Origin of the sequence: Halorubrum sp. CGM5_25_10-8B (assembly GCF_005435095.1) — an archaeon.
Lineage (GTDB): Archaea > Halobacteriota > Halobacteria > Halobacteriales > Haloferacaceae > Halorubrum > Halorubrum ezzemoulense.
The window spans coordinates 132768-153106 of record NZ_SGTY01000009.1 but is presented as its reverse complement, the minus strand read 5'-3'; the positions used below and the strand labels follow the sequence as shown (position 1 = coordinate 153106).

Annotated in this window: 23 protein-coding genes and 2 tRNA genes; 13 read left to right on the top strand and 12 right to left on the bottom strand. The window is 71.3% G+C overall.

Translation table 11 applies throughout. The features are described from left to right. Nucleotides 1-18: 18 nt before the first annotated feature. Entirely contained in the window at nucleotides 19-816 is a 798-nt protein-coding gene (locus EXE51_RS10470; protein ID WP_086215918.1) for a DUF6663 family protein, read from the bottom strand. A 114-nt stretch (nucleotides 817-930) separates the two neighbouring features. Here EXE51_RS10470 and EXE51_RS10465 point away from each other — a divergent pair, with 114 nt between their 5' ends. Continuing rightward, nucleotides 931-1620 carry a methyltransferase domain-containing protein gene (locus EXE51_RS10465; protein ID WP_049931458.1) on the top strand — a complete coding sequence of 230 codons (690 nt, stop codon included), beginning with the start codon at nucleotides 931-933 and terminating at the stop codon, nucleotides 1618-1620. Between the two features lie 27 nt (nucleotides 1621-1647). On the opposite strand, the gene EXE51_RS10460 is transcribed toward EXE51_RS10465, so the two are convergent. Both EXE51_RS10460 and EXE51_RS10455 read right to left on the bottom strand, forming a co-directional pair. After that, on the bottom strand, nucleotides 1648-2094 hold the full coding sequence (locus EXE51_RS10460; RefSeq protein ID WP_137692656.1) for a type IV pilin: 447 nt from the start codon (nucleotides 2092-2094) through the stop codon (nucleotides 1648-1650). A 144-nt stretch (nucleotides 2095-2238) separates the two neighbouring features. Beyond that, nucleotides 2239-3615, bottom strand: a complete 1377-nt coding sequence (locus EXE51_RS10455; RefSeq protein WP_137692641.1) for a hypothetical protein — start codon at nucleotides 3613-3615, stop codon at nucleotides 2239-2241. A gap of 186 nt (nucleotides 3616-3801) precedes the next feature. Here EXE51_RS10455 and EXE51_RS10450 point away from each other — a divergent pair, with 186 nt between their 5' ends. From EXE51_RS10450 to EXE51_RS10415, 9 genes are all read left to right on the top strand, one after another. After that, nucleotides 3802-5082 carry a hypothetical protein gene (locus EXE51_RS10450; RefSeq protein WP_137692640.1) on the top strand — a complete coding sequence of 427 codons (1281 nt, stop codon included), beginning with the start codon at nucleotides 3802-3804 and terminating at the stop codon, nucleotides 5080-5082. A 147-nt stretch (nucleotides 5083-5229) separates the two neighbouring features. Continuing rightward, nucleotides 5230-6018 (top strand): electron transfer flavoprotein subunit beta/FixA family protein, encoded by a 789-nt coding sequence (locus tag EXE51_RS10445; RefSeq protein ID WP_049931454.1) that lies wholly within the window; start codon nucleotides 5230-5232, stop codon nucleotides 6016-6018. Further along, nucleotides 6018-6962: an electron transfer flavoprotein subunit alpha/FixB family protein gene (locus EXE51_RS10440; RefSeq protein WP_086215921.1), complete on the top strand. Its 945-nt coding sequence runs from the start codon at nucleotides 6018-6020 to the stop codon at nucleotides 6960-6962. The genes EXE51_RS10445 and EXE51_RS10440 overlap by 1 nt, the downstream gene beginning before the upstream one ends. 81 nt (nucleotides 6963-7043) lie before the next feature. Then, nucleotides 7044-7967, top strand: coding sequence for a DUF5995 family protein (locus tag EXE51_RS10435; RefSeq protein WP_094579600.1), 924 nt, complete (start codon nucleotides 7044-7046; stop codon nucleotides 7965-7967). Nucleotides 7968-8011: 44 nt separating this feature from the next. Next, nucleotides 8012-8266, top strand: coding sequence for a hypothetical protein (locus tag EXE51_RS10430; protein WP_176450635.1), 255 nt, complete (start codon nucleotides 8012-8014; stop codon nucleotides 8264-8266). A gap of 49 nt (nucleotides 8267-8315) precedes the next feature. After that, nucleotides 8316-9299: a replication factor C small subunit gene (locus EXE51_RS10425; protein ID WP_086219969.1), complete on the top strand. Its 984-nt coding sequence runs from the start codon at nucleotides 8316-8318 to the stop codon at nucleotides 9297-9299. Nucleotides 9300-9611: 312 nt separating this feature from the next. Beyond that, nucleotides 9612-10145, top strand: a complete 534-nt coding sequence (locus EXE51_RS10420) for a metallophosphoesterase (RefSeq protein WP_049931450.1) — start codon at nucleotides 9612-9614, stop codon at nucleotides 10143-10145. 411 nt (nucleotides 10146-10556) lie between these two features. Then, complete coding sequence (locus tag EXE51_RS18135; protein WP_254921732.1) at nucleotides 10557-10685, top strand: hypothetical protein; 129 nt, start codon at nucleotides 10557-10559, stop codon at nucleotides 10683-10685. Continuing rightward, on the top strand, nucleotides 10685-11860 hold the full coding sequence (locus tag EXE51_RS10415) for an inorganic phosphate transporter (RefSeq protein ID WP_049931449.1): 1176 nt from the start codon (nucleotides 10685-10687) through the stop codon (nucleotides 11858-11860). Before EXE51_RS18135 ends, EXE51_RS10415 begins: the two co-directional genes overlap by 1 nt. 25 nt (nucleotides 11861-11885) lie before the next feature. Here the strand turns inward: EXE51_RS10415 and EXE51_RS10410 are convergent, their stop codons facing one another. The 3 genes from EXE51_RS10410 to EXE51_RS10400 form a co-directional block, all read right to left on the bottom strand. Next, nucleotides 11886-13043: an aminomethyltransferase family protein gene (locus EXE51_RS10410; RefSeq protein ID WP_049931448.1), complete on the bottom strand. Its 1158-nt coding sequence runs from the start codon at nucleotides 13041-13043 to the stop codon at nucleotides 11886-11888. 47 nt (nucleotides 13044-13090) lie between these two features. Then, complete coding sequence (locus EXE51_RS10405; protein WP_049931447.1) at nucleotides 13091-13390, bottom strand: DUF6432 family protein; 300 nt, start codon at nucleotides 13388-13390, stop codon at nucleotides 13091-13093. Nucleotides 13391-13502: 112 nt separating this feature from the next. Next, a complete protein-coding gene (locus EXE51_RS10400) occupies nucleotides 13503-14024 on the bottom strand; it encodes an archaemetzincin family Zn-dependent metalloprotease (RefSeq protein ID WP_049931446.1) in 522 nt (173 codons plus the stop codon). A 39-nt stretch (nucleotides 14025-14063) separates the two neighbouring features. On the opposite strand from EXE51_RS10400, the gene EXE51_RS10395 reads away from it, so the two are divergent. Both EXE51_RS10395 and EXE51_RS10390 read left to right on the top strand, forming a co-directional pair. Next, nucleotides 14064-14564, top strand: a complete 501-nt coding sequence (locus EXE51_RS10395) for a UPF0146 family protein (protein WP_137692639.1) — start codon at nucleotides 14064-14066, stop codon at nucleotides 14562-14564. A gap of 96 nt (nucleotides 14565-14660) precedes the next feature. Then, on the top strand, nucleotides 14661-15524 hold the full coding sequence (locus EXE51_RS10390; protein WP_089308022.1) for a TIGR01548 family HAD-type hydrolase: 864 nt from the start codon (nucleotides 14661-14663) through the stop codon (nucleotides 15522-15524). 205 nt (nucleotides 15525-15729) lie between these two features. On the opposite strand, the gene EXE51_RS10385 is transcribed toward EXE51_RS10390, so the two are convergent. After that, nucleotides 15730-15804 (bottom strand) — tRNA-Ile (locus EXE51_RS10385). 328 nt (nucleotides 15805-16132) lie between these two features. Then, nucleotides 16133-16205: transfer RNA gene (locus tag EXE51_RS10380), tRNA-Asn, on the bottom strand. Between the two features lie 160 nt (nucleotides 16206-16365). Between EXE51_RS10380 and cca the strand changes: the two genes are divergently transcribed. Next, nucleotides 16366-17814: a CCA tRNA nucleotidyltransferase gene (gene cca, locus EXE51_RS10375; protein ID WP_086216291.1), complete on the top strand. Its 1449-nt coding sequence runs from the start codon at nucleotides 16366-16368 to the stop codon at nucleotides 17812-17814. A 61-nt stretch (nucleotides 17815-17875) separates the two neighbouring features. On the opposite strand, the gene EXE51_RS10370 is transcribed toward cca, so the two are convergent. From EXE51_RS10370 to EXE51_RS10355, 4 genes are all read right to left on the bottom strand, one after another. Further along, on the bottom strand, nucleotides 17876-18190 hold the full coding sequence (locus EXE51_RS10370) for a hypothetical protein (protein ID WP_049931442.1): 315 nt from the start codon (nucleotides 18188-18190) through the stop codon (nucleotides 17876-17878). A 76-nt stretch (nucleotides 18191-18266) separates the two neighbouring features. Then, the gene (locus EXE51_RS10365) at nucleotides 18267-18629 is read right to left on the bottom strand and encodes a CrcB family protein (protein ID WP_049931441.1); all 363 of its coding nucleotides are present in this window, start codon (nucleotides 18627-18629) and stop codon (nucleotides 18267-18269) included. Further along, a complete protein-coding gene (locus EXE51_RS10360; protein WP_089308024.1) occupies nucleotides 18626-19027 on the bottom strand; it encodes a CrcB family protein in 402 nt (133 codons plus the stop codon). Before EXE51_RS10360 ends, EXE51_RS10365 begins: the two co-directional genes overlap by 4 nt. Nucleotides 19028-19069: 42 nt before the next feature. After that, the gene (locus tag EXE51_RS10355) at nucleotides 19070-20239 is read right to left on the bottom strand and encodes an ATP-binding protein (protein ID WP_394296312.1); all 1170 of its coding nucleotides are present in this window, start codon (nucleotides 20237-20239) and stop codon (nucleotides 19070-19072) included. Nucleotides 20240-20339 lie beyond the last annotated feature (100 nt).

Below are 20339 nucleotides of genomic sequence, written 5' to 3'. Positions count from 1 at the left end.
ACGGCGCAGGTGCTCCGTCTACAGGCGGTCGAGGGCGTCAAAGTCGTCGTCGTCCGAGTCGCCCGCGTCGTCGAGAACCGGCGAGTCGCTCCCGCCGTCACCGTCGGGGTAGTTCGCGTCGAGCCCCGCAGCCAAGCCGACCCCGAGGTCGTAGGTGTCGCGGACCGTCTGCGCGAGGACGCCGTCGCGGTCGAAGACGACGTAGACGGCGACGAACTCGTACTCCGCGGGGCGCAGCACGAACACCTCCCGCGGGTCGTCGTCGTCCCGCGAGTCGTTCACCCGCGCGACGAGCGGTTCGATCGGGAGCCGCCCGGTTCGGACCTCCTCGAAGGTGTCGCTGCCGGGCGCGTCGGCGAAGAGGTAGAGCGCGCCGTTCGGATCGCCGTCGTTCGACCGGGTCGTGATCGAGCCGACGGGCTCGCCGTCCGCGCGGATCTGTCGCCACGTCTCGACGGCCGCCTCGAACATCCCCTCCACGTCGTCGGCGAAGCGGAACCGGGTCTCGCGGACGACCTCGACCTCGCGGAATCGCGCGGAGCCGTCGGTCCACGCCAGCGTCGCGTCGACGACGAAGCCGGGACGGAGCGCGTCGACGGCGTCCGCGAGGTCGCCGTCGTATCCCTCGGCCGTGGCGTACAGCGGGTCGTACCGGTCCGCGGCGTCGGGGTCCGTCGGATCGACCGGCTCGTCGGCGAGTTCGACGAGGACGAACTCCTCGGCGTCGTCGACGCCGCTCCGAGCCGCGTCGTCGTCGATGTCCGGCCGCTGGCGCCGGTCGTGGACGCGGAACCGGCCGCTCGTCGTCGGGTTCATGCCCGAGAGAACGGGTGGCGGGCGGAAAAGACGGTCGGAAGCGGGCGCCGAAACCGGCGTCGGCCGACCGCGGATCCGTGTCGTTATGGGGCGGGCGGCCCAATGAACCGGTAAATGGGGATCCTCGAGGACAAGTCGAACGCCCGGCTCTTCTACAAGTACCTCTCGAAGGTGTACGACCAGATCAACCGCTTCAACTGGAACGAGGAGATGCGCGCCGAGGCGCTCTCGTGGCTGGAGTTCGGCGACGACCCGACGGTGCTCGACGTCGGCTGCGGCACCGGGTTCGGCACCGAGGGACTGTTAGAGCACGCCGACGACGTCCACGGCCTCGACCAGAGCGTCCACCAGATGGAGAAGGCGTTCGAGAAGTTCGGGAAACACGACCGCGTCGACTTCTATCGCGGCGACGCCGAGCGGCTCCCGTTCCGCGACGACGCGTTCGACGTGGTCTGGTCGTCCGGCTCGATCGAGTACTGGCCGAATCCCGTCGAGGGGCTCCGCGAGCTCCGCCGCGTCGCGAAGCCCGGCGGACAGGTGCTCGTCGTCGGTCCGGACTACCCGAACAACCCGATCCTCCAGCGAGTGGCCGACGCGATCATGCTGTTCTACGACGCCGACGAGGCCGACCGGATGTTCGAGGCCGCCGGCTACGAGGAGTACGAACACCACATCCAGCAGGCGACGCCACAGAGTCCGCGAGCGATCACGACCGTCGCTCGCGTTCCCGGCGGCGACGGAACGGACGACGGGTCGGGTTCGACCGCCGCCAACGCGGAACCCTCGGCGCCCGACGCCGAGTGAGAGCGCGGTTCCCGCGTCGCGCTCGCTTCAGCCCGCTTCGACGGACGCCTCCAGCGACGCGACCGGCTGCCCGTCGGCCGTGATGTCGACGGTGACCGTCCGGCCGGGTTCGAGCGTCGGATCGTTGGTGTCCGCGACGCGGAACGTCGCCGTCTCCCCGACGCGCAGCGTGTCGTCGCCGGCGGCGTTGAACGGACCGGTCGGCCCGGGGTGAAACCCGACGGCCGAAAAGAACGGGAGCGGCGGCTGTTCGTCGAGCGGTTCGCCGTCGATGCTGACGCGGATCGTCACGGCCGAGACGTCGATCGGGTCGCCGCCGCGGTGATCGATCGCGATCCGATCGTCGGTCGCCGACAGCGACAGCACCGCCGACGGCGGCACCGTCGCGCTGGGACCGTCGAGCGCGGCGGCCGCGACGCCGCCGGCCAGCACGACCGTGATCGCGATGAGCAGCACGCCCGCGACGGGCGCCATTCCCCGGCGGCGACGAGCGGCTGGTGGCACGGCGGTCCTGCGGCGGTTCCGTACAAAAGGGTCGGCCCGGGCGGCGGCGAGCGGGGGCGGAAACGCGGGCCGGAACGGGCGGTCCGGACCGGCGGAGACGACCCGGCCGACCGGTCACTCGTCGCCGACCGGCCTCGGGGTCGTCAGGGGTTCGATGTCGTCGAGAACGACGACGTACGGCTCGTCGACGACCGTGATCCGGTACGGCTCGGCGGGCGAGAGCGTCCGAACGACGCCGGCCCCGTCGGTGGTGCCGATCGCCCGACTGTCTCCCCCGCCGACGGACTTCGTGACGGTGACATCGGGAACCGGTTCGCCCGTCTCGTCGTCGAGGACGGTGACGGTCACCGGGCCGCCGGGGTAGGTCCGCTCGACGGTGACGTTGAACCCGTCGCCGGAGGCGGTGACCGGTTCGCTGTCGGGGAACGCCGTCAGGCCGACCCGCTGGTGTTCGACGAACACCTGTTCCGTCCCGCCGCTGACGAACGTCTGGAGGGTGCCGAACTCGTGCGGGATCGTGATACGCTGGACCGAGCCCGCGCCGAACGCGTCGGGCTGGCGGAGCGCGGCCGTCTCAGGGTAGGCCGCCTCGGTCATCTCGATGGCCGCGTCGTTCGAGATGTCGCTGCCGCCGCGGTCCCAGCGGCCCGTGCGGAAGACCTCGCGGACGTACTCGTCCTCGACGACGGTCGCGAGCACGACGGCGCCCTGGCTCGACGCGACGTAGATGTCGCTCGGGGCGGACTGCCCGCGGGCGATGGCGAGGGCGCGGTCGCGGACCGGCCCCTCGTACACCTGTAGCGCCACCTGAAGCTCGTCGAGCCGACCGGGAGAGCTGAAGTCCTCCGTCGCGTCGGCGAGCGCGTCGATCGCGTCGAGCCGCTCGTCGTACTCCTTAGCGGTCGCCGCCACACGGACGAGTTCGTCGAGCAGTTCGCGGTCGGTGATCTCGCCGTCGGCGTGCGAGCTGAAGGCCTCCGACTGGCGGCTGTACAGCGCCACCTCGGCGCGCTCGACGCGGTTGATCTCCGCGAGGATCTGCTGTTGGCGCTCGACGTTCGTCTCGGTGCGCTCGATCCGGTCGACGACGGCCGCCGTCTCGAAGGCGGCGTCGGCGTCGGCGGTCGCGAACCCGAGCGACGATCCGAGGTCGGGGCCCCGGGTGGACGTGCTGACGCGCGTCGCCGCGCCCGACGGCGTCGAGAGCGTCCGGAGCGTGAGGTTCGCCGTTTCGATCTGCGGCGCGAGTTGGCTGGGGGTCGACGGGGAATCCACCGAGGAGGCGAGATCGACGGACCGTGACGGGGACGTGGAGGGCGAGACGGGATCAACGGACTGCGCCGGGCCGGAAGGCAGGACGGAGGCGGCGGGCCGCGCCGGCTCTGAGGCGGGCGAAGCGCCGTCGGAGGCGGCGACGCCGGGGCCGGCGACGCCGGCGACCGGCGCCACGAGCAGCAGGACCGCGACCGCGGCGATCGGGAGGGCTCTCATCGTCTGCTGGTTCGCCCCGCGATACAAAAAATCCACCCACTGCGGTCGGTCACCGGCGCCGTGCGGGTCGGTGTCGCGGTCGACGGCGCGTCCGGCCGCGGACGTGAGTGGGAGTTCGACCGCGTTTCCCGTCGAAAAACAGCGTATGGAAAGCGTTTTGCCCGGCGCGCGAGTGGCCGGAGACGTATGCGGAACCCCGCCTTGCGCGCGTTCTTGGTCGCGATCGTCGCGCTCGCGTTGCTCGCGAGCGTCGGCGGCGCGGTCACCGGCGCGACGACGGCCCCCTCTCCCCTCGACGCGGAGGTCGCCCCGAACCACGCCGGGCCGCTCGACGGCTCGACCGACGTTCGGGGGTCTCTCGGCGGGGAATCAGCGGTTCGCCAACAGACCGACGACGCGATCACCTCGCCGTCGACGACCCGTATCCGACTCGCGTTGAACCCGGACCGGAGCGCCGACTGGACCGTCGCGGTGCGGTACTCGCTGGCCGACGAGAACGAGACCGACGTGTTCCGCACGGCCGGCGAGCGCTTCCGCGGCGGCGAGATCGGGCCGAACGCCGCGCTGTTCGAGGGATTCCGTCGGGAGGCGAGCCGCACCGTCGACCGGTCGATGTCTATCGAGGGCGTCGAGCGGGAGGTCGAGGTGTACGAGGACCCGAGCGAGTTCGACGTCGCCACCGAAGACGCCGTCGCCGTCGGTGAGTTCCGCCTGCGGTTCACCTGGACCGAGTTCCTCGCACAGGACGGCGAGAGCCTGATCCTCGGGGACGCGCTGACGACGCCGGGCAACGAGACGTGGCTGCGTAGCCTCGAGGCGAGCCAGACCCTGGAGGTGGCGACGCCGGAGGGGTACGCCGTCACCGGAACGCCGAGCACCGCCGTGACGCAGCTCTCCGACGGCGACGTGATAATCGAGGGCCCCCAGACGTTCGAGAGCGGCGACCCGGTACGGATCGTGTACGAGCCCGCCGGGGCGGGCGCTCCGTGGGGAATGCTGGCGGCCGCGATACTGCTCGGGGCCACGCTCATCGCCGGCAGCGTCGTCGGGTACCGCCGGATCACCGCAGAGGAGGACGTCTCGGACGAGTCAGCCGCGACCTCCGAGACCGCGGACCCCGGCGGCGCCGACCGGAAGCCGATCGGTGCCGGCGACGGCGGTCCGGAAGACGACGGTTCGGGGGACGACCCCGGCGATTCCGTCGGAAAGGGGGAGGACGGCGACGACGGGCCGGACCTCTCGCTGCTCTCGGACGAGGAACGCGTCGAGCGGCTCCTCGACGAGAACGGCGGCCGGATGCGGCAGGCAGACATCGTCGCCGAGACCGGGTGGTCGGACGCGAAGGTCTCGCAGCTGCTCTCGGCGATGGCCGACGAGGGGCGCGTCGAGAAGCTCCGACTCGGCCGCGAGAACCTCATTTCGCTGCCCGACGGCGAGGACGAGACGGGCGGCGACGGCGAGGAGTAGGCGGAAGCGGCGGCGACAGCGAGGAGACAGCGACGGCGGCGACAGCGCCCGTTCGAGCGCCGAGCGCTGACCCGCGGAAGCGGAAACCGCCGGTCCGTCCTCGCCAGTTCCGAAAACCATTACAGGGCGAGCGACCGAGTAACGATCATGAAGGTTCTGGTGACCGTCAAGGAGGTCGCGGAGGCGGACGACGACTTCGCGATCGAGGGGACCGACATCGCCGAGTCCGATCTCGAGTACGATCTCAACGAGTGGGACGACTACGCCGTCGAGGCGGCGGTCCAGCTGGCCGAGGCCGGGATCGCGGACGAGGTCGTGACCGTCACCGTCGGGCCGGAGCGCTCGGAGGAGACGATCCGGATGGCGCTCGCGAAGGGCGCCGACCGCGCGGTCCGCGTCTGGGACGACGCGCTGGACGGCGGGTTCGCCGACGTCGCCTCGAAGGTCGAGCTGTTCGAGGCGGTCGTCGCGGAGGAGGAGCCGGACCTGATCCTCGGGGGGGTCCAGGCGGCCGACACCGGGTTCGGCGCGACCGGCGTCGCGCTCGCGGAGCGGATCGGCTTCGAGCACGCCGCGGTCGTCAACGACCTCGATGTCGACGCGGACGCGGGGGTGGCCCACGTCCACCGCGAGCTGGAGGGCGGGGTCGAGGAGCTGACCGACGTCGACCTCCCGGCGGTGTTGACCGTCCAGACCGGGCTCAACGAGCCGCGGTACGCGAGCCTCCGCGGGATCCGGCAGGCACAGCGGAAGGAGATAGCGGTGAAGGCGCTGTCCGACCTCGGGCTGACGGCCGAGGACGTCGAGAGCGCGCTGACGCTCACCTCGATGTACGAGCCGGAGAGCGAGTCGGACGCGGAGATCATCGAGGGGGACGCCGGGGAGTCCGCGGGTCGCCTTGCCGAGGTCCTCCGTGACAAGGGGGTGAGCGCGTAATGAGCGTGCTCGTCGCCGCCGAACACCGCCGGGGAGAGCTCCGCGACGTCTCGTACGAGGCGATCACCGCCGGCCGAGAGCTCGCCGACGCGCGGGGAGTCGACCTCCACGTGGCGGTCGTCGCGGGCGACGTCGACGCCTTCGCGGAGGAGCTGAACCGCGAGGGGGTCGACGCGATCCACGCCGTCGCCGACGGCGAGGAGTTCGACCACAACGCCTACCGAGCGGCGGCCTCGACGCTGGCCGACCGCGTCGACGCCGGGGCGGTGGTGCTGCCGAACTCCGTCAACGGGCTCGACTACGCGCCCGCCCTCGCCGAGAGCCTCGGCGTCCCGCTGGTGACCGACGCGGTCGGGATCGAGTACGACGACGGGCTCACCGTCACCCGCGAGATGTACGGCTCGAAGGTCGAGACGACGGTCGACGTCGAGGGCGACCGGTTCGTCCTCACGGTCCGGGGCGGTGAGTGGCCGCCCGCGGAGGGCGTCGGAGACGCGACGGTCGAGACGGCCGACATCGACCTCCCCGAGTCGGGAGCCCGCGTCACCGGCTTCGAGGAGGTCGGCGGCGGCGACGTCGACATCGCGGACGCCGACGTGCTCGTCTCGGTCGGCCGCGGCATCGAGGAGGAGGAGAACATCGAGCTCATCGAGGACCTTGCGGACGCGCTCGGCGCGACGCTGTCCGCCTCTCGACCGATCGTCGACAACGGTTGGCTGCCGAAGAACCGGCAGGTCGGACAGAGCGGGAAGGTCGTCACGCCGGACGTGTACATCGCGGTCGGCATCTCCGGCGCGGTCCAGCACGTCGCCGGCATGAAGGGGTCGGACACGATCGTCGCGATCAACACCGACCCGAACGCGCCGATATTCGACATCGCCGACTACGGGATCGTCGGCGACCTCTTCGACGTGGTGCCCGAACTCATCGACGAGTTCGCGTAGGCGGACCCCGGAGCCGGCGGCAACGCTCTTGTATCGCGGCGGAGTACCGAACGTTCTGACGGCGTTCGCCGTCTCGTCACGATGATCCCGATCCGCACCAGCGTTCCGACCGTCGACGAAGCGGAGGCGCTACTCGCCGGAGTCCGACGGACAGTCGACATCGAGGCGGACGGCGCGGCCGCGGCCCTAGCCGATGAGGAGCCGGATCTGGGCCTCCTCGAGATCGTCTCGGGCCCGTTCGCGTCCGTCGCCGATGTCGACGAGCGGCTGGCGCGGACCGAGTCGTACCTCCGCGAGCGCGGCGACCGGCGCGCGGTGTTTCTCACGGTGTACAGCCGGATGACGGCGACCGTCCGGACCGCGATCGACGACGGCGCGTTCGTCGACCCGGAGTGGGCCGCGTCGTACCTCGTCGCCTTCGCGGAGCGCTACCGCCGGGCGCTGGCGGCGTTCGAGCGCCGCGCGTTCGAGTCGCTCCCGCGACCGTGGCTGATCGCCTTCACCGCAGCGGTCCGCGGCGAGTCGCTCGTCGCGCAGGACGCCCTGCTCGCGATCAACGCGCACATCACCTACGACCTCACGTACACGCTCGGTGAGGTCGAAATCGACCCGGACCGCGATGTCAAGCGCGAGGACCACGACCGCATAAACGCGATCCTCGCCCGGCTCGTCCAGACCGTACAGGACGTCCTCGTCGAGGCGTACGCTGCGGTCGGGATCGCCGGGGTCGACCGGCTGCTCGATCCCCTCGACGACCGGTTGGCCCTGCTCGGCCTGAAGGGCGCTCGGGAGTTCGCCTGGCGGAACGCCGTGTTACGCGCCGACCTCCCGGCGTGGCTCGGGGAGCGATACGTCGACTGGCGCGCCGAGACCGTCGCGACTGGCGCCGCGGCGGCCGTCCTCGCGCCGGATGTAGACGCCGACGCGACGGGGCGCCTGCGAGAGGCGGAGGACGGCGGCGACGCGGCGAGCGCGTTCCGCGAGGCGGTCCGACGGCGGATGTAGCGACGAGAGAAACACTGATGACGGTCCTCGCGGATATGACGACTATGCCACATATCCGGGGGACGGTCCACGGCGTCGCCGCGATGGTGACCCTCGTCGTCGGGTCGATGCTGACGGACGCGATCCGCGAGGAGTACGAGCTGTTCGCGCAGATCGCGGCGACGACGACGCACCTGCTCATCGACGTCGCGGAACTGCCGGTGTCGCGAGAGATCGCGGCGGTGGTCGTCCCCGTCGGCGTGCTGATGGGAGTCTGGGTGTTCGCGTACGAGCTCCAGCGGCTGCTGCGGGCGGAGTGAGAGCCCGGTCTCGGTTCGTTTATCACCCCGCCGACCCTCGGATCGGGCAATGAGCGAGGCCGACGAGCAGCCGGCTGCGACCGCGACGGGCCGGGAGATCTGGATCGAGAAGTACCGGCCGCAGACGCTCGACGACATCCACGGGCAATCGGAGATCGTCGAGCGGCTCCAGAGCTACATCGCGCAGGACGACGTGCCGCACCTGCTCTTCTCGGGGCCCGCGGGCGTCGGGAAGACGACCGCGGCCACCGCCATCGCCCGCGAGATCTACGGCGAGGACAACTGGCGCGGCAACTTCCTCGAACTGAACGCCTCCGACCAACGCGGCATCGATGTCGTCCGCGACCGGATCAAGGGGTTCGCGCGCTCGTCGTTCGGCGGCGACTTCCGGATCGTGTTCCTCGACGAGTCCGACAGCCTTACAGATGATGCACAGGCGGCGCTCCGCCGCACGATGGAGCAGTTCTCCGACAACACCCGGTTCATCCTCTCGTGTAACTACTCGTCGAAGATCATCGACCCGATCCAGTCGCGCTGCGCCGTCTTCCGGTTCTCGCCGCTGTCGGACGAGGCGGTCGGCGGGATGGTCCGCGAGATCGCGTCCGCGGAGTCGATCGAGGTGACCGACGCCGGAGTCGACGCCTTGGTGTACGCGGCCGACGGCGACATGCGCCGCGCGATCAACTCGCTTCAGGCGGCGGCGACGACGGGCGACGTGGTCGACGAGGAGGCGGTGTACGCGATCACGGCGACCGCCCGCCCGGAGGAGATCGAGTCGATGGTGACCGACGCGCTGGAGGGCGACTTCGCTCGCGCGCGCTCGACGCTCGACACGCTGCTCACGGAGACGGGGATGGCCGGCGGCGACGTGATCGACCAGCTCCACCGCTCAGTCTGGGAGTTCGACCTGAACGAACGCGAGGCGGTGCGGCTCATGGAGCGCATCGGCGAGGCCGACTACCGGATCGCCGAGGGCGCCAACGAACAGGTCCAGTTGGAGTCGCTGCTCGCGGCGCTCTCGCTGGACGAGTAGCGATAGACCGGTTTCGAGTCTCCGGGCGCTTGTTTATCCGGTACTGACGACCCAGCGACGGCGAACACTTCCAAAGCCCAGCCGCTCGGTTACATGTCGTTGAGTCCGGGGCGACGACGGACACCCCCGAAGCCCCGCCCCGCACGGCAACCGCGCCTCACGCCTCCCCAGCCTCGTCGGTCGCCCTCCGCGCTGCTCCGGGCGACCGGCTCCCTCGCGCGTGCTCCTCGCGGCCGCCTTCGGCTGCCACTCGGAGGCACGCACCGCCGTGGCGAGCGCGCTTTTTAACTCACGCCGGCGCGGACTCCCGGTATGCTCGTCGTCGTCTCCGACACGCACGCACGCGAGGAGTCGAGGCTTCAGGGGCGGACCGCGGAGGCGGTCCGCGAGGCGGATCTGGTGATCCACGCGGGCGACTTCTACCGCGAGCCGGTCTTAGACGCTTTTCAGTCGACCACCGCCGCCCTCCGGGCGGTCTACGGCAACAACGACGACGCCGCGATCCGCGACCGCGTCCCGGAGGTTCGGACCGTCGAATACGCGGGGGTCAGGTTCGCGGTCACGCACCGACACCGCAGCGGCGACACGGGGCTCGTCATGCTCGGTCGCGGCCGCGACGCCGACGCCGTGATCTGCGGCCACAGCCACCGGCCGCGGTTCGACGACTCAGGCGGGCTCCCGATACTGAATCCGGGCAGCCACGCCCAACCGCGCGGGAACCGGCCGGCGCACGCGGAATTGCGTCCGGTGGACGACGGGGCCGGAGACGGTCTGGACGGGCGACTGGTGACGCCGGACGGGGAGGAGTTCGAGACGTTCCGGATCGGGGCCGAGAGCCGCGAGTAAGGGAGCGGATCACGAGAAGCGGATCGGGCTCGCCGTCGCGTCGGCAGAGACCGATCGCGACGCCCCGCCGACGGCCGGGCCGGCCGACGGTCGTGTCAGCGGTGGAGGACCCGGATCGACGCGGATGTGGGCGCCGGCTGTCGGTCGCTGGTCGGCCGGGGAGGGGGATACCGGACTGGGTAGGGAGCGGGTGCGAGTCCGACCAGCCGGCGGTCGGCCGGCGGGTTCGAGCGTGAGGGCCGAAGCGGGGGGTCGCGATTACACGTAGTCGGGGTATCGACATATACGTGGCTGAGGGACAAAAACGCGTTTTAGTTACCGGGATCCGATCGCCCGAACGCGTCGGAATCGTCCGGGTCACGCGACCGTTCAGCTCGAAACTTATAACCGCGTGCCGACGGATTCAGGCGTATGCTCCCGGTCCAACCGCTGTTCGTACTCCTGTTGGTGGGTCTTCTCGGGCTGTTCTTCTTCGGGTTCCTCCTCGTCCGGCGCACGGTGGCGGGGCTGAACGAGGGGTACAACGACGGGCGACGCTGATGGTCGTCGCCACCGCCGCGACCCTCCTCGTCGCCGCCGCCGCCAGCCTCTTCATGGCGTGGTCGATCGGCGCGGGGTCGTCGGGCTCGACCCCGTTCGCGCCCGCGGTCGGGGCGAACGCAATCTCCGTGATGCGGGCCGGGCTCGTCGTCGGCGTCCTCGGGCTCCTCGGCGCGATCCTCCAGGGCGCGAACGTGACCGAGGCGGTCGGCACCGAACTGATCGGCGGGGTGACGCTCACCGCCGTGGCGGCCATCGTCGCGCTCGTCACGGCCGCCGCGCTGGTCGCGGTCGGCGTGTTCGCCGGCTACCCGATCGCGACGGCGTTCACCGTCACCGGCGCAGTCGTCGGCGTCGGCCTCGCGCTCGGCGGCGACCCGGCGTGGCCGAAGTACGCCGAGATCGCGACGCTGTGGGTGCTCACGCCGTTCGTCGGCGGCGGCGTCGCCTACGGCGTCGCGCGCATGCTCATCGGCGAGTCGCTGCCCGAGCGACCGCTCACGGCCGCGCTCGCCGGCGTCGTCGGCGCGATCCTCGCGAACGTCGGGTTCGCGCTGCTCGGTCCCGCCGGCCAGCAGGCGTCGGTGGCGAGCGTCCTCGGGGCGGGGCTGGGCGGCAGCGGCGCGGGTCCCGCCGCGGTGAGCGTCGCGATCGCCGCGCTCGTTTCGGTCGCCGTGTACGCGGACCTCGGCCGCGACCGCGAGGGGGCACAGCGGCGGTTCCTGCTCGCGATGGGCGGGCTCGTCGCGTTCTCGGCCGGCGGGTCGCAGGTCGGCCTCGCGATCGGCCCGCTCGTCCCGATCTTCAGCGAGGTCGGCGTCCCGCTGTGGGCGCTACTCGTCGGCGGCGGCGTCGGGCTGTTGGCCGGGTCGTGGACCGGCGCGCCGCGGATGATCAAGGCGCTCGCGCAGGACTACGCCTCGATGGGGCCGCGACGGTCGATATCGGCGCTCATCCCGTCGTTCGCGATCGCGCAGACCGCCGTCGCGTTCGGGATCCCCGTGTCGTTCAACGAGATCATCGTCTCGGCGATCGTCGGCGCGGGCTACGCCGCGGGCGACGCCGGCGTGAGCCGGAAGAAGATGGGGTACACGGTCCTCGCGTGGATCGGGTCGCTCGTCGGCGCGTTCGTGCTCGGGTTCGGCCTCTACTCGGCGGTCGACTTCGTCGCGTGACGGGCGGCGCCGCTCCGCTTCACCCTCAGGCGCGTCCCTCGGGGTACGTCGGCAGCCGCGCGGACCGCGCGCTCCCGTCGACGAACGGGAGGTCGACGGCGGTGGCCGGACTCTCCTCGCCGTCGACGCGGACGGCGACCTCGCCGAGGGCGGCGTCGAACCCGACGAGCGCCAGCGCGACTGGCACGTCCGTCGCGGGGCCGACGGCCGCCCGCGTCACCTCGCCGATCGCCTCGTCACCGTCGAAGACGGCCGCACCGGACGCGGGGAGCGCGGCGTCGATCCCCTGCGGGTCCGCGTTCGGGTCGACGCCGTCGACCGCCTCGGCGACGCCGTCGAGTTCGAGGCCGACGAGCCGTCGGCTCGGCCGCCCCTGATTCTCCACGCGCGAGACGACCTCCTGCCCGACGTAACACCCCTTCTCGAAGTCGAGCGCGTTCCGGAGGCCGAGGACGTTCGGGACCGTGCCCGCCAGTTCGTACTCGAAGAGGGGCGTTCCGGCCTCGGTCGCGAGCGCGTCCCACGTTCGGTACCCGAACGGCGCGGCGTTGAGCCCGCGGTTGATCAGGGTGTCGAACACGTCGCCCGCGTCGGCGGCGGCGCAGACGATCTCGTACCCCTCCTCGCCGAGCGGCGCGTCCGTCGCGATCACGGTGACGCCGGCGTCGACCATCGACCCGCGGACGAACGAGAGGGGCCCCTCCGGCGCGCCCGGTCCGCCGAGGACGGAGGCGACCTTCTCGGTCGACTTCGGGCCGTGAACCCCGAACACGCCGAACTCGTCGGACACGTCGTCGATCGCGACGTCCTGAATGAACACGTTCTCCGCCCAGTCGGCGGCGACCGACTCGACCCGTTCCGGGGGGAGGAAGACGAGCAGCCGCTCGTCGGCGTTGTACACGTACATGTCCGTCTCGATCCCGCCTTGAGGATCGAGCAGGAGGGCGTACGTTCCCTCGCCGTCCTCGGCGGGGACGCGGTTCGAGACGGCGTTGTCCACGAACTCGACGCGGTCGCTCCCCCTGACGGCGAGGACGCCGTACCCCATCTCGATCACGCCCGCGACGTTTCGGACCGCCTTGCCGACGCGGACGGGCTTCCCGTAGTGGTCGACGACCTCGCGACCGCCGCGGTCGCGGTACGCGGCGCCGTGCGCGTCGTGGGTACCGGAGACGAGCGTCATGGTCGAACGGTGGCGATCGAGGGGCAAAAGGCCGCCGTCTCCGACGGCTACAGTCCGAGTCGGTCCCGGATCGCGTCGACGAGGCTCTCGGAGGGGTCGTCGTCGGGCGCCTCCGGGTCCGGAACGACCTTCTCGTGGGCGTACACCCGAACGTGCTCCTCGGACTCGACGGTGATCAGCGAGTCCTCCTTCAGCGTCGAGAGGGCCTCCTCGACGGCGTCGATGTCTGCGTCGACGGCCGCGCGCAGTTCGAGGACGGTCATTCCCTCGTCGCCGCGGTCGACGAGCGCGTCGAGCAGCGCGACCTCGACATCCGGCCGGTCGCGGTATTCCGGCTTTGCGGCCATACCCGTCCCTTGTGCGGGCCGGACTTTACGTCTACCGGCGATCGGAGAGGGATTGGCGACCGGAGAGGTATCGGGCGACAGATCGTGGGGAAGGTACGCCGGTCGCGCCGCGTCAGCGGACGATCCGCGAACAGGTGCCACAGAGGTTCTCCTCTTTCACGTCGACCTCGCGGACGGTCGGGGAAAACGACATCACGCACTTGCTGTTGTCGCAGTGCTCCAGGCCGAGAGTGTGACCGATCTCGTGGACGACCTCCTTGCGGACGCGGTCGCCAAACACGTCGACCGCGGGCTTGGTGGAGACGCCGCCGTCGGAGGAGGTGCGGAGGCGGTGCGTGGAGATGACGGAGCCGCTGCCGTTGAGGTACGCGAGGCCGAACACGTAGTTCCGGCGGCGGTAGTAGAGGTCCTCGGGCGTGATGCCGATGTTCTTCTCGCCGCCGCCGACCCGAGTGACCGTCTCGATGAGGTCCTCGGCGCGGTACTGGTCCCTATCTGCCTCGAAGGCGGAGTCGGGGATCGGCTGATCGTCGTGGACCGTCACGTCGCAGTCGTATACGGAACGCAGCGCACCGGAGGCCTCCCGTTTCACTCGGGGGGTGACCTCCCCGACCGGGACGATGTCCACGAGCATGGAACCGCTTTTGAACGCCGCGGTCATAAAGGCCGCGCCGTGGTACGACCACCCCCGTCGGAGCGGGCGCTCGTCGCCGCACTCGGGCGGTACGAACGATTGATCGAGGTCGGAGTCGGCCGCCGGCCGGGCGTCGCCCGTGCGCTCGCCGATCGGGGCCACGAGGTCGTCGCGATCGACATCGAAGTGAGCGAGGCGGCGCAGGACGCGGCGGCGGGGAGGCAGGCGCCGAGCGGGGGAACGCTCCGCGTCGTCGCCGCGGACGTGACGGCGCTCGCGGCCGACGACGAGCGGGCGGCGCAGAGCGCGCTCGGGATCGGCGCGAGCGACGAGATCGCCGGCGAGGCTCCGGACGCGCCCGGCGGCGTCGACGCCGTGTACGCTCGGAACCTCCCGGCGGAGCTACAGCGGGCGACCGTCGCGCTCGCGGAGCGACTCGGCGCCGCCTGCCTGTTCACCACGCTCGGGTTCGAGGAGCCGGTCGTGGACGTCTCTCGGAAGTCGACGGAGTCGGGAACTGTCGTGTTCGTCGCGCGGTGACGGAACGGACCGGCGGCCGGGACGCCGCACGGCTCGAACCGGCGACGCCGACCGCGAACCCGAACGTTCATTCGGGCGCCAGTCGGGGGTACCCGTATGCAGGTCGACGCAGTCGTCCTCGACATCGACGGGGTGTTGGTCGACGTGGCGGACTCCTACCGTCGGGCGATCCTCGAATCGGTCGACCGGGTCTGCGGCAAGCCGATCGACCCGGACGCGGTCCAGGCGTTCAAGGACGCCGGCGGGTTCAACAACGACTGGGAGCTGACCGACGCGGCGGCGTTGTTCGTGTTGGCCCGCCGCGAGGGGCTCCGGATGGACGTCGACGAGTTCACCGAGCGCGTCCGCGAGCTCGGGGGCGGGCTCGACGCCGCCAAGGAGGTCGTCGGCGACCTCCCGCGAGTCGCACAGGCCCGCGTCCGCGACCAGTGGGACCGGGACGCGCTCCGCGAGACGTTTCAGGCGCTGTACCTCGGCAGCGAGCTGTACCGCGAGTTAGAGGGGGGCGAGCCGCCGTTCGAGGCCGACGGGTACATCCACGACGAGCCGACGCTCGTCGACCCCGAGACGATCGCCGACCTCACCGGGCGGTTCGACGTGGGCGTCCTCACCGGGCGGCCGGCGGCCGAGGCCGACATCGCCTTGGACCGCGTCGGCCTCGACGTGCCCGAGGACCGGCGGTTCACGATGGACGACTGGGAAGAGGGGAAGCCGCACCCGCGGGCGCTCGTCGAGCTCGCCGAGCGGTTCGGCGCCGGGCGGGTCGCGTTCGCGGGCGACACCCTCGACGACGTGCGGACCGCACGCAACGCCGACGAGTCTGACGAGACGCGCGTCTACTACGGGGTTGGCGTCCTCACCGGCGGGCTCACCGGCGAGGCGGGGCGCGAGAAGTTCGCCGGTAACGGCGCGGACGCCGTGGTCGAAGACGTGAACGAACTGGTCGGGCTACTGGAGTAGTCGTCGTCGCGTCGGCTCGGGCACCGTGCGCCCCTCCCGCGTTAACCGCTCCGTGACGGATCTCGCCGGCGATCGCGGATACCGCCGGTATCCGGGACACGTCGGGTCCGGTGAGCGACGACCCCGCGAACGAGACCGCGACCGACGTGACGCTCCAGCAGGAGTAGACGGCCAGATACAGCGGGGAATCGGTGAAAAACCGGAATGGGCCTTGCCGGATTCGAACCGGCGATCAACTCGTTATGAGCGAGTCGCTTTAACCGGACTAAGCTAAAGGCCCGCCACGGATCGATTTGTCTCTCGGTTCCTCTTTATCCTATCGGGTTGGAACCAAGCGAAGCTAATGTTTCGTTGAGATGGTAATCCTCGTGCCAATTGATGTTTTTGATATGTTATGTTTGACCGCTCGTACCGGATAGTCATCTGTGTGTCACCAGCATCTTCGATAAGTATCAGTTACGATCGCTTCGGCCGCTTGGCCGCGCTTCTGTGGCTCCTCGAGTGAAGCAAATTGCTCGCTTCGATTCGGCATACTCAGTCAGAGCGGAAACGAGCAAAATAGGACTACGGTCTGGTGAGAGCATAGACGAGAAACGTACGAAGGGAGGCGCCGAAGCCAGGACTCGAACCTGGGACCGCCTCGTTAACAGCGAGGCGCTCTACCAACTGAGCTACTTCGGCCTGTTTTCGGGTACTCGCGTCCTTTTGATATGGCTTTCGTTTCCGCCCGACGGCGCGGAAGCCGACGGGCCGGACCGCGGGACGGCGGCGGCGCTCCGTCGGCCCGCCGCGCCGCCGATCCGACCGACACGTTTTCGGCCGGACCGCGAGACCGTTCGGTATGGACGATCTGGAGGCGGTGCTGTCACGGGTCCGCGAGCGCGTCCTTCCCGAGCCGGAAGAGCGGGAGCGACTGCGAGCGGCGGCCACGGCACTGACCGACCGGACCCACGAGGCGATCGCCGACCTCCCCGTCGGCGCCGACGTGGTCCAAGTCGGGTCGACGGCGCGGGGCACGTGGGTCGCGGGCGACCGCGACATCGACCTGTTCGTCCGGTTCGACGCAGATCTCGACCGCGCCGAGCTGGAGGAGTACGGGCTGGCGGTCGGGCACGCGGTCCTCCCCGACGGCCACGAGGAGTACGCCGAACACCCGTACGTGAAGGGGAACTACGAGGGGTTCGACGTGGACCTCGTCCCCTGTCACGACGTGGAGACGGCGGGGGATCTGGTCTCCGCGGTCGACCGCACCCCGTTCCACGACGCGTACCTCTCTGCGCGGCTCGACGACGACCTCGCCGCGGACGTGGTGCTCGCGAAGGCGTTCCTGAAGGGGATCGGCGCGTACGGCAGCGACCTCCGCACCGAGGGGTTCTCGGGGTACCTCACGGAGTTGCTCGTCTTGGAGCTCGGCGGGTTCGTCCCGCTCGTCGAGTCGGCGCGGAGCTGGCACCCCCCGGTGGAGTTCGACCCAGAGGGGCACGCCGAGCGCACGTTCGAGGACCCCCTCGTCGTCGTCGATCCGACGGACCCGACGCGGAACGTCGCGGCGGTCCTGTCGGCGACGAACCTCGCACGCTTCCAGCACTACGCGCGGGAGCTGCTCGCGGCCCCGAGCGAGGCGCTCTTCGAGCCTGACGAACCGGAACCGCTCGACCCCGAGGAAGTGCGAGCGCATCTCGACCGACGGGGAACGACGCCGGTCGCGGTCGTGTTCGACGCGCCGGACGTGGTCGACGACCAGCTGTGGCCGCAGCTCCGCCGATCGCTGGACGGGATCGTCGGCGGGCTCAACGATCACGGGTTCGACGTGCTCCGAGCGCGCGCCATGACCGACGCAGCGGGAACGAGGAACGGCGGCGGGGGGAGCGACGCCGACGGGGGGAGCGGCGACCGGGAGGTGCCCGAGCGCGCCGCAGCCGTCGAGTCGACGCGGGCCGCGCTGTACGCGGAACTGGAGGTGACCGAGCGACCGGCGGTCGCGCGCCACGACGGGCCGCCGGTCGCGGTGCGGAAGCACGCCGCGAACTTCTACGAGTCGTACGTCGACGACGTCGACCCGGACACCTACGGGCCGTTCATCGACGGCGACCGGTACGTCGTCGAGCGCGAGCGGGAGTTCGTCACCGTCCGCGGGTACCTAGAGAGCGACGCCGCGGGCGACGTGGCGCTCGGCGCGCAGGTGGAACCGGCGTTCGCCGACCGCGACGTGTTGGTCGGCGAGGCGGTGGCGACGCTCGCCCCCGCGTTCGGTCGACCGCTCCGCGGGTTCTACGAGCCGCGGCCGTGAGACCGTCGAGGGGAGCCGTTCCCAATGAAACGGGCGAAAGCGATCCGGGCGAGGGGGCCGCTCAGCGGGAGAGGCGGTCGAGGAGCCAGTAGACGGCCGCGGCGACGACGACGACGATCAGCGCGATCGCGGTGAGGAGTCCGGCGGCGCCGGGGAACGACAGCCAGAACGCGGCGTAAAAGGCGAGCGCGAACACGAAGAGGCCGACGACCAGCAGCCCGCGCGAGGGGTTCTGCGCGGCGGCGACGAACCCGCGCTGGAGGATCGAGAGGTCGCCGAAGTCGGGGACGTCCTCGGGGGTAACGTCGTCAGCGGGACCACCCGAGTCGGCCGGAGCGGTCGACTCGCCGTCGACGGAGCGGTCGGTGTCGGTCACGCACTCGCATAGGAACCGGGGGAGCCTGTACTTGTCGCTTGTCGGGGAGGAACGGCCCGGCCGCCGTGAGCCTCCGTCAGCCGGCGACCGCGACGGCGAGAGACGAACCGAGGACAAACGCGGCCAGCGCGGCCGCGAGGTTCGAGGCCGCGAGCGTCGCGGCGGCGCGAACACCGGTCTCGCTCGCCGTCCGGACGGCCCCGACCGCGAACGAGGAGAACGTCGTGAACGCGCCACAGAAGCCGACGCCGAACAGCAGCGTCGCCGCCGATCCGATCGGCGCGGCGGAGACGGCTCCGAGGGCGAGGCTCCCGAGGGCGTTGACGAGGAGGACCGACCGGCGCCCCTCGATACGGAGCCCGACGGCGTGACGGCCGGCCGCGCCGAGCGCACCGCCGACGCCGACGAGCGCCGTCGCGAGGAGCGGCGAGACGCTCATCGCCGGCGCCTCCCGACGGCGAGCCCCAGTGCGGCCGCGGCGAATCCGGCCGCGTAGCTACCGGCGACGTATCCCGCGCCGGCGGTCGTTCCGAGCGCGACGGCGTCGGCGACGAACGTGCTGTACGTCGTGAACGAGGATAGCGCGCCCGTCCCGACGAGCAGCCGGACCCGGTCGCTCGACGCGCGAGTCAGGAGGAGACCGAGGGCGAACGAGCCGACGACGTTCGCGACCAGCGTCCCCGCGCCGGGCGGGACGCCGCCGAGAGCGATGAGGCGGTCGCCGGACGAGGCCGCGGTGAGGACGCCGGCGACCCCCGCGTCGACGGCGTGTCTGGCGACCGCACCGAGGAAGCCCCCGGCCGCGACGAGGAGAAATCCGTACGGCGTTCGGTCCATGCGCTAGCGTATTTCCGGCGCGGCTTGTGCGTTCTGGACCCGTCAGTGCGGTTCGGGGTCCGATAGCCGACTCGCGCGCGGACTCTCGCCTTCGTGCGGCGTCCGGCGTTCCCGTATCCGGACCGTGTGGGCCGTCTCTGTGGCGTCGTCGACGACGAGCGCCTCGCCGACGCCCTCGGGAAGCCGCGATGCGAGGTCGCCGGCGAGGTACGTCGCCTCCGCCGCCGCCAGTCGCTCGACGTCGCGCGCCGCCGTGAGCCGGTGGGAGACGAGCAGGTCGGACTGCGAGACGGCGACGCTCGGGAGCGCGGCCGGACGCTGGGTCGCACAGACCAGCGAGACGCCCGGCGCGCGGCCCCGCGTGAGGAGCGTCCGGAGCGCGGGGTCGGCCACCCCGTCGAAGAAGGCGTGCGCCTCGTCGACGAGCAGCCACGGGAGCCGGGAGAGATCGCCCGCGATCCGCGCGTCGTAGAGCCCGCGAGCGACAGCGCGGACCACGGCCGCCGCGGCGGCGTCGGGCACGCCGGCGAGGTCGAGGACCGCGGGGTTGCCGTCGGCCGCCAGCGACGCGACCGGCGGCGCATCGGCGTCGAAGACTCCCCACGAGGCCGCCAGCCGGAGGTGGTTCGCGGCGGCGCGACGCGTCTCCGCCGGGGCGTCGGCCGCGTCGACCGCCTCGCGGAGCGCCGCGAGCGACGGCGAGGGGGTCGTTCCGCTCGCGGCGTTACGGTCCGTCGCCTCTCCAGATCCGTCGTCGACCGCGTCCGCGACGACTTGCCAGACGAGGGTTCCGGGGCCGCTCGCCGGGGCGAGGCCGAGGAGGTTCGGCCAAGCCGACGGCGGTATCGAGGCGGGACGGACCGCGGGGTCGACGGTCCGTCCGCCGGCCGCTTCGAGGCCGGCGAAGACGCCCATCGGGTCGACGACGACCGGGGCGACACCGCCTGCGTCCGCCAGCTCCTCGGCGAGGACGCCGAGGGTGTACGACTTCCCGGTGCCGCGCTTCCCGAACACGACGCCCGCGTGTGGGCGGTCGAGGTCGACGCCGACCGGAGCGCCGGCGCTGCCGTCGCGGGCGAGGAAAGAGCCGATCCGAGCGGTGTGAGGCAGACGGTCACCGTCGCGGTGAGCACTGTCACGGAGGTCGGCGCAGTCGCCGCGGTCAGCCCCCTCAGTACGGTCGGTCCCGTCGTCGCGGCCGAGTACGTACACGCGGCCGGGTTGCCTCGGCATCAGACAAAAAGCACCGGGAGCCGGATCGGCTCCCGGTCGTCGGGCGCGTCTCTCGGGCGTCCGCCGCGGCGCCGCCCGG

What these genes read in the sequence shown, in the direction of transcription:
- EXE51_RS10470 (WP_086215918.1), bottom strand. Translation starts at nt 816, where the DNA reads ATGAACCCGACGACGAGCGGCCGGTTCCGCGTCCACGACCGGCGCCAG.
- EXE51_RS10465 (WP_049931458.1), top strand. Translation starts at nt 931, where the DNA reads ATGGGGATCCTCGAGGACAAGTCGAACGCCCGGCTCTTCTACAAGTAC.
- EXE51_RS10460 (WP_137692656.1), bottom strand. Translation starts at nt 2,094, where the DNA reads ATGGCGCCCGTCGCGGGCGTGCTGCTCATCGCGATCACGGTCGTGCTG.
- EXE51_RS10455 (WP_137692641.1), bottom strand. Translation starts at nt 3,615, where the DNA reads ATGAGAGCCCTCCCGATCGCCGCGGTCGCGGTCCTGCTGCTCGTGGCG.
- EXE51_RS10450 (WP_137692640.1), top strand. Translation starts at nt 3,802, where the DNA reads ATGCGGAACCCCGCCTTGCGCGCGTTCTTGGTCGCGATCGTCGCGCTC.
- EXE51_RS10445 (WP_049931454.1), top strand. Translation starts at nt 5,230, where the DNA reads ATGAAGGTTCTGGTGACCGTCAAGGAGGTCGCGGAGGCGGACGACGAC.
- EXE51_RS10440 (WP_086215921.1), top strand. Translation starts at nt 6,018, where the DNA reads ATGAGCGTGCTCGTCGCCGCCGAACACCGCCGGGGAGAGCTCCGCGAC.
- EXE51_RS10435 (WP_094579600.1), top strand. Translation starts at nt 7,044, where the DNA reads ATGATCCCGATCCGCACCAGCGTTCCGACCGTCGACGAAGCGGAGGCG.
- EXE51_RS10430 (WP_176450635.1), top strand. Translation starts at nt 8,012, where the DNA reads ATGCCACATATCCGGGGGACGGTCCACGGCGTCGCCGCGATGGTGACC.
- EXE51_RS10425 (WP_086219969.1), top strand. Translation starts at nt 8,316, where the DNA reads ATGAGCGAGGCCGACGAGCAGCCGGCTGCGACCGCGACGGGCCGGGAG.
- EXE51_RS10420 (WP_049931450.1), top strand. Translation starts at nt 9,612, where the DNA reads ATGCTCGTCGTCGTCTCCGACACGCACGCACGCGAGGAGTCGAGGCTT.
- EXE51_RS18135 (WP_254921732.1), top strand. Translation starts at nt 10,557, where the DNA reads ATGCTCCCGGTCCAACCGCTGTTCGTACTCCTGTTGGTGGGTCTTCTC.
- EXE51_RS10415 (WP_049931449.1), top strand. Translation starts at nt 10,685, where the DNA reads ATGGTCGTCGCCACCGCCGCGACCCTCCTCGTCGCCGCCGCCGCCAGC.
- EXE51_RS10410 (WP_049931448.1), bottom strand. Translation starts at nt 13,043, where the DNA reads ATGACGCTCGTCTCCGGTACCCACGACGCGCACGGCGCCGCGTACCGC.
- EXE51_RS10405 (WP_049931447.1), bottom strand. Translation starts at nt 13,390, where the DNA reads ATGGCCGCAAAGCCGGAATACCGCGACCGGCCGGATGTCGAGGTCGCG.
- EXE51_RS10400 (WP_049931446.1), bottom strand. Translation starts at nt 14,024, where the DNA reads ATGCTCGTGGACATCGTCCCGGTCGGGGAGGTCACCCCCCGAGTGAAA.
- EXE51_RS10390 (WP_089308022.1), top strand. Translation starts at nt 14,661, where the DNA reads ATGCAGGTCGACGCAGTCGTCCTCGACATCGACGGGGTGTTGGTCGAC.
- cca (WP_086216291.1), top strand. Translation starts at nt 16,366, where the DNA reads ATGGACGATCTGGAGGCGGTGCTGTCACGGGTCCGCGAGCGCGTCCTT.
- EXE51_RS10365 (WP_049931441.1), bottom strand. Translation starts at nt 18,629, where the DNA reads ATGAGCGTCTCGCCGCTCCTCGCGACGGCGCTCGTCGGCGTCGGCGGT.
- EXE51_RS10360 (WP_089308024.1), bottom strand. Translation starts at nt 19,027, where the DNA reads ATGGACCGAACGCCGTACGGATTTCTCCTCGTCGCGGCCGGGGGCTTC.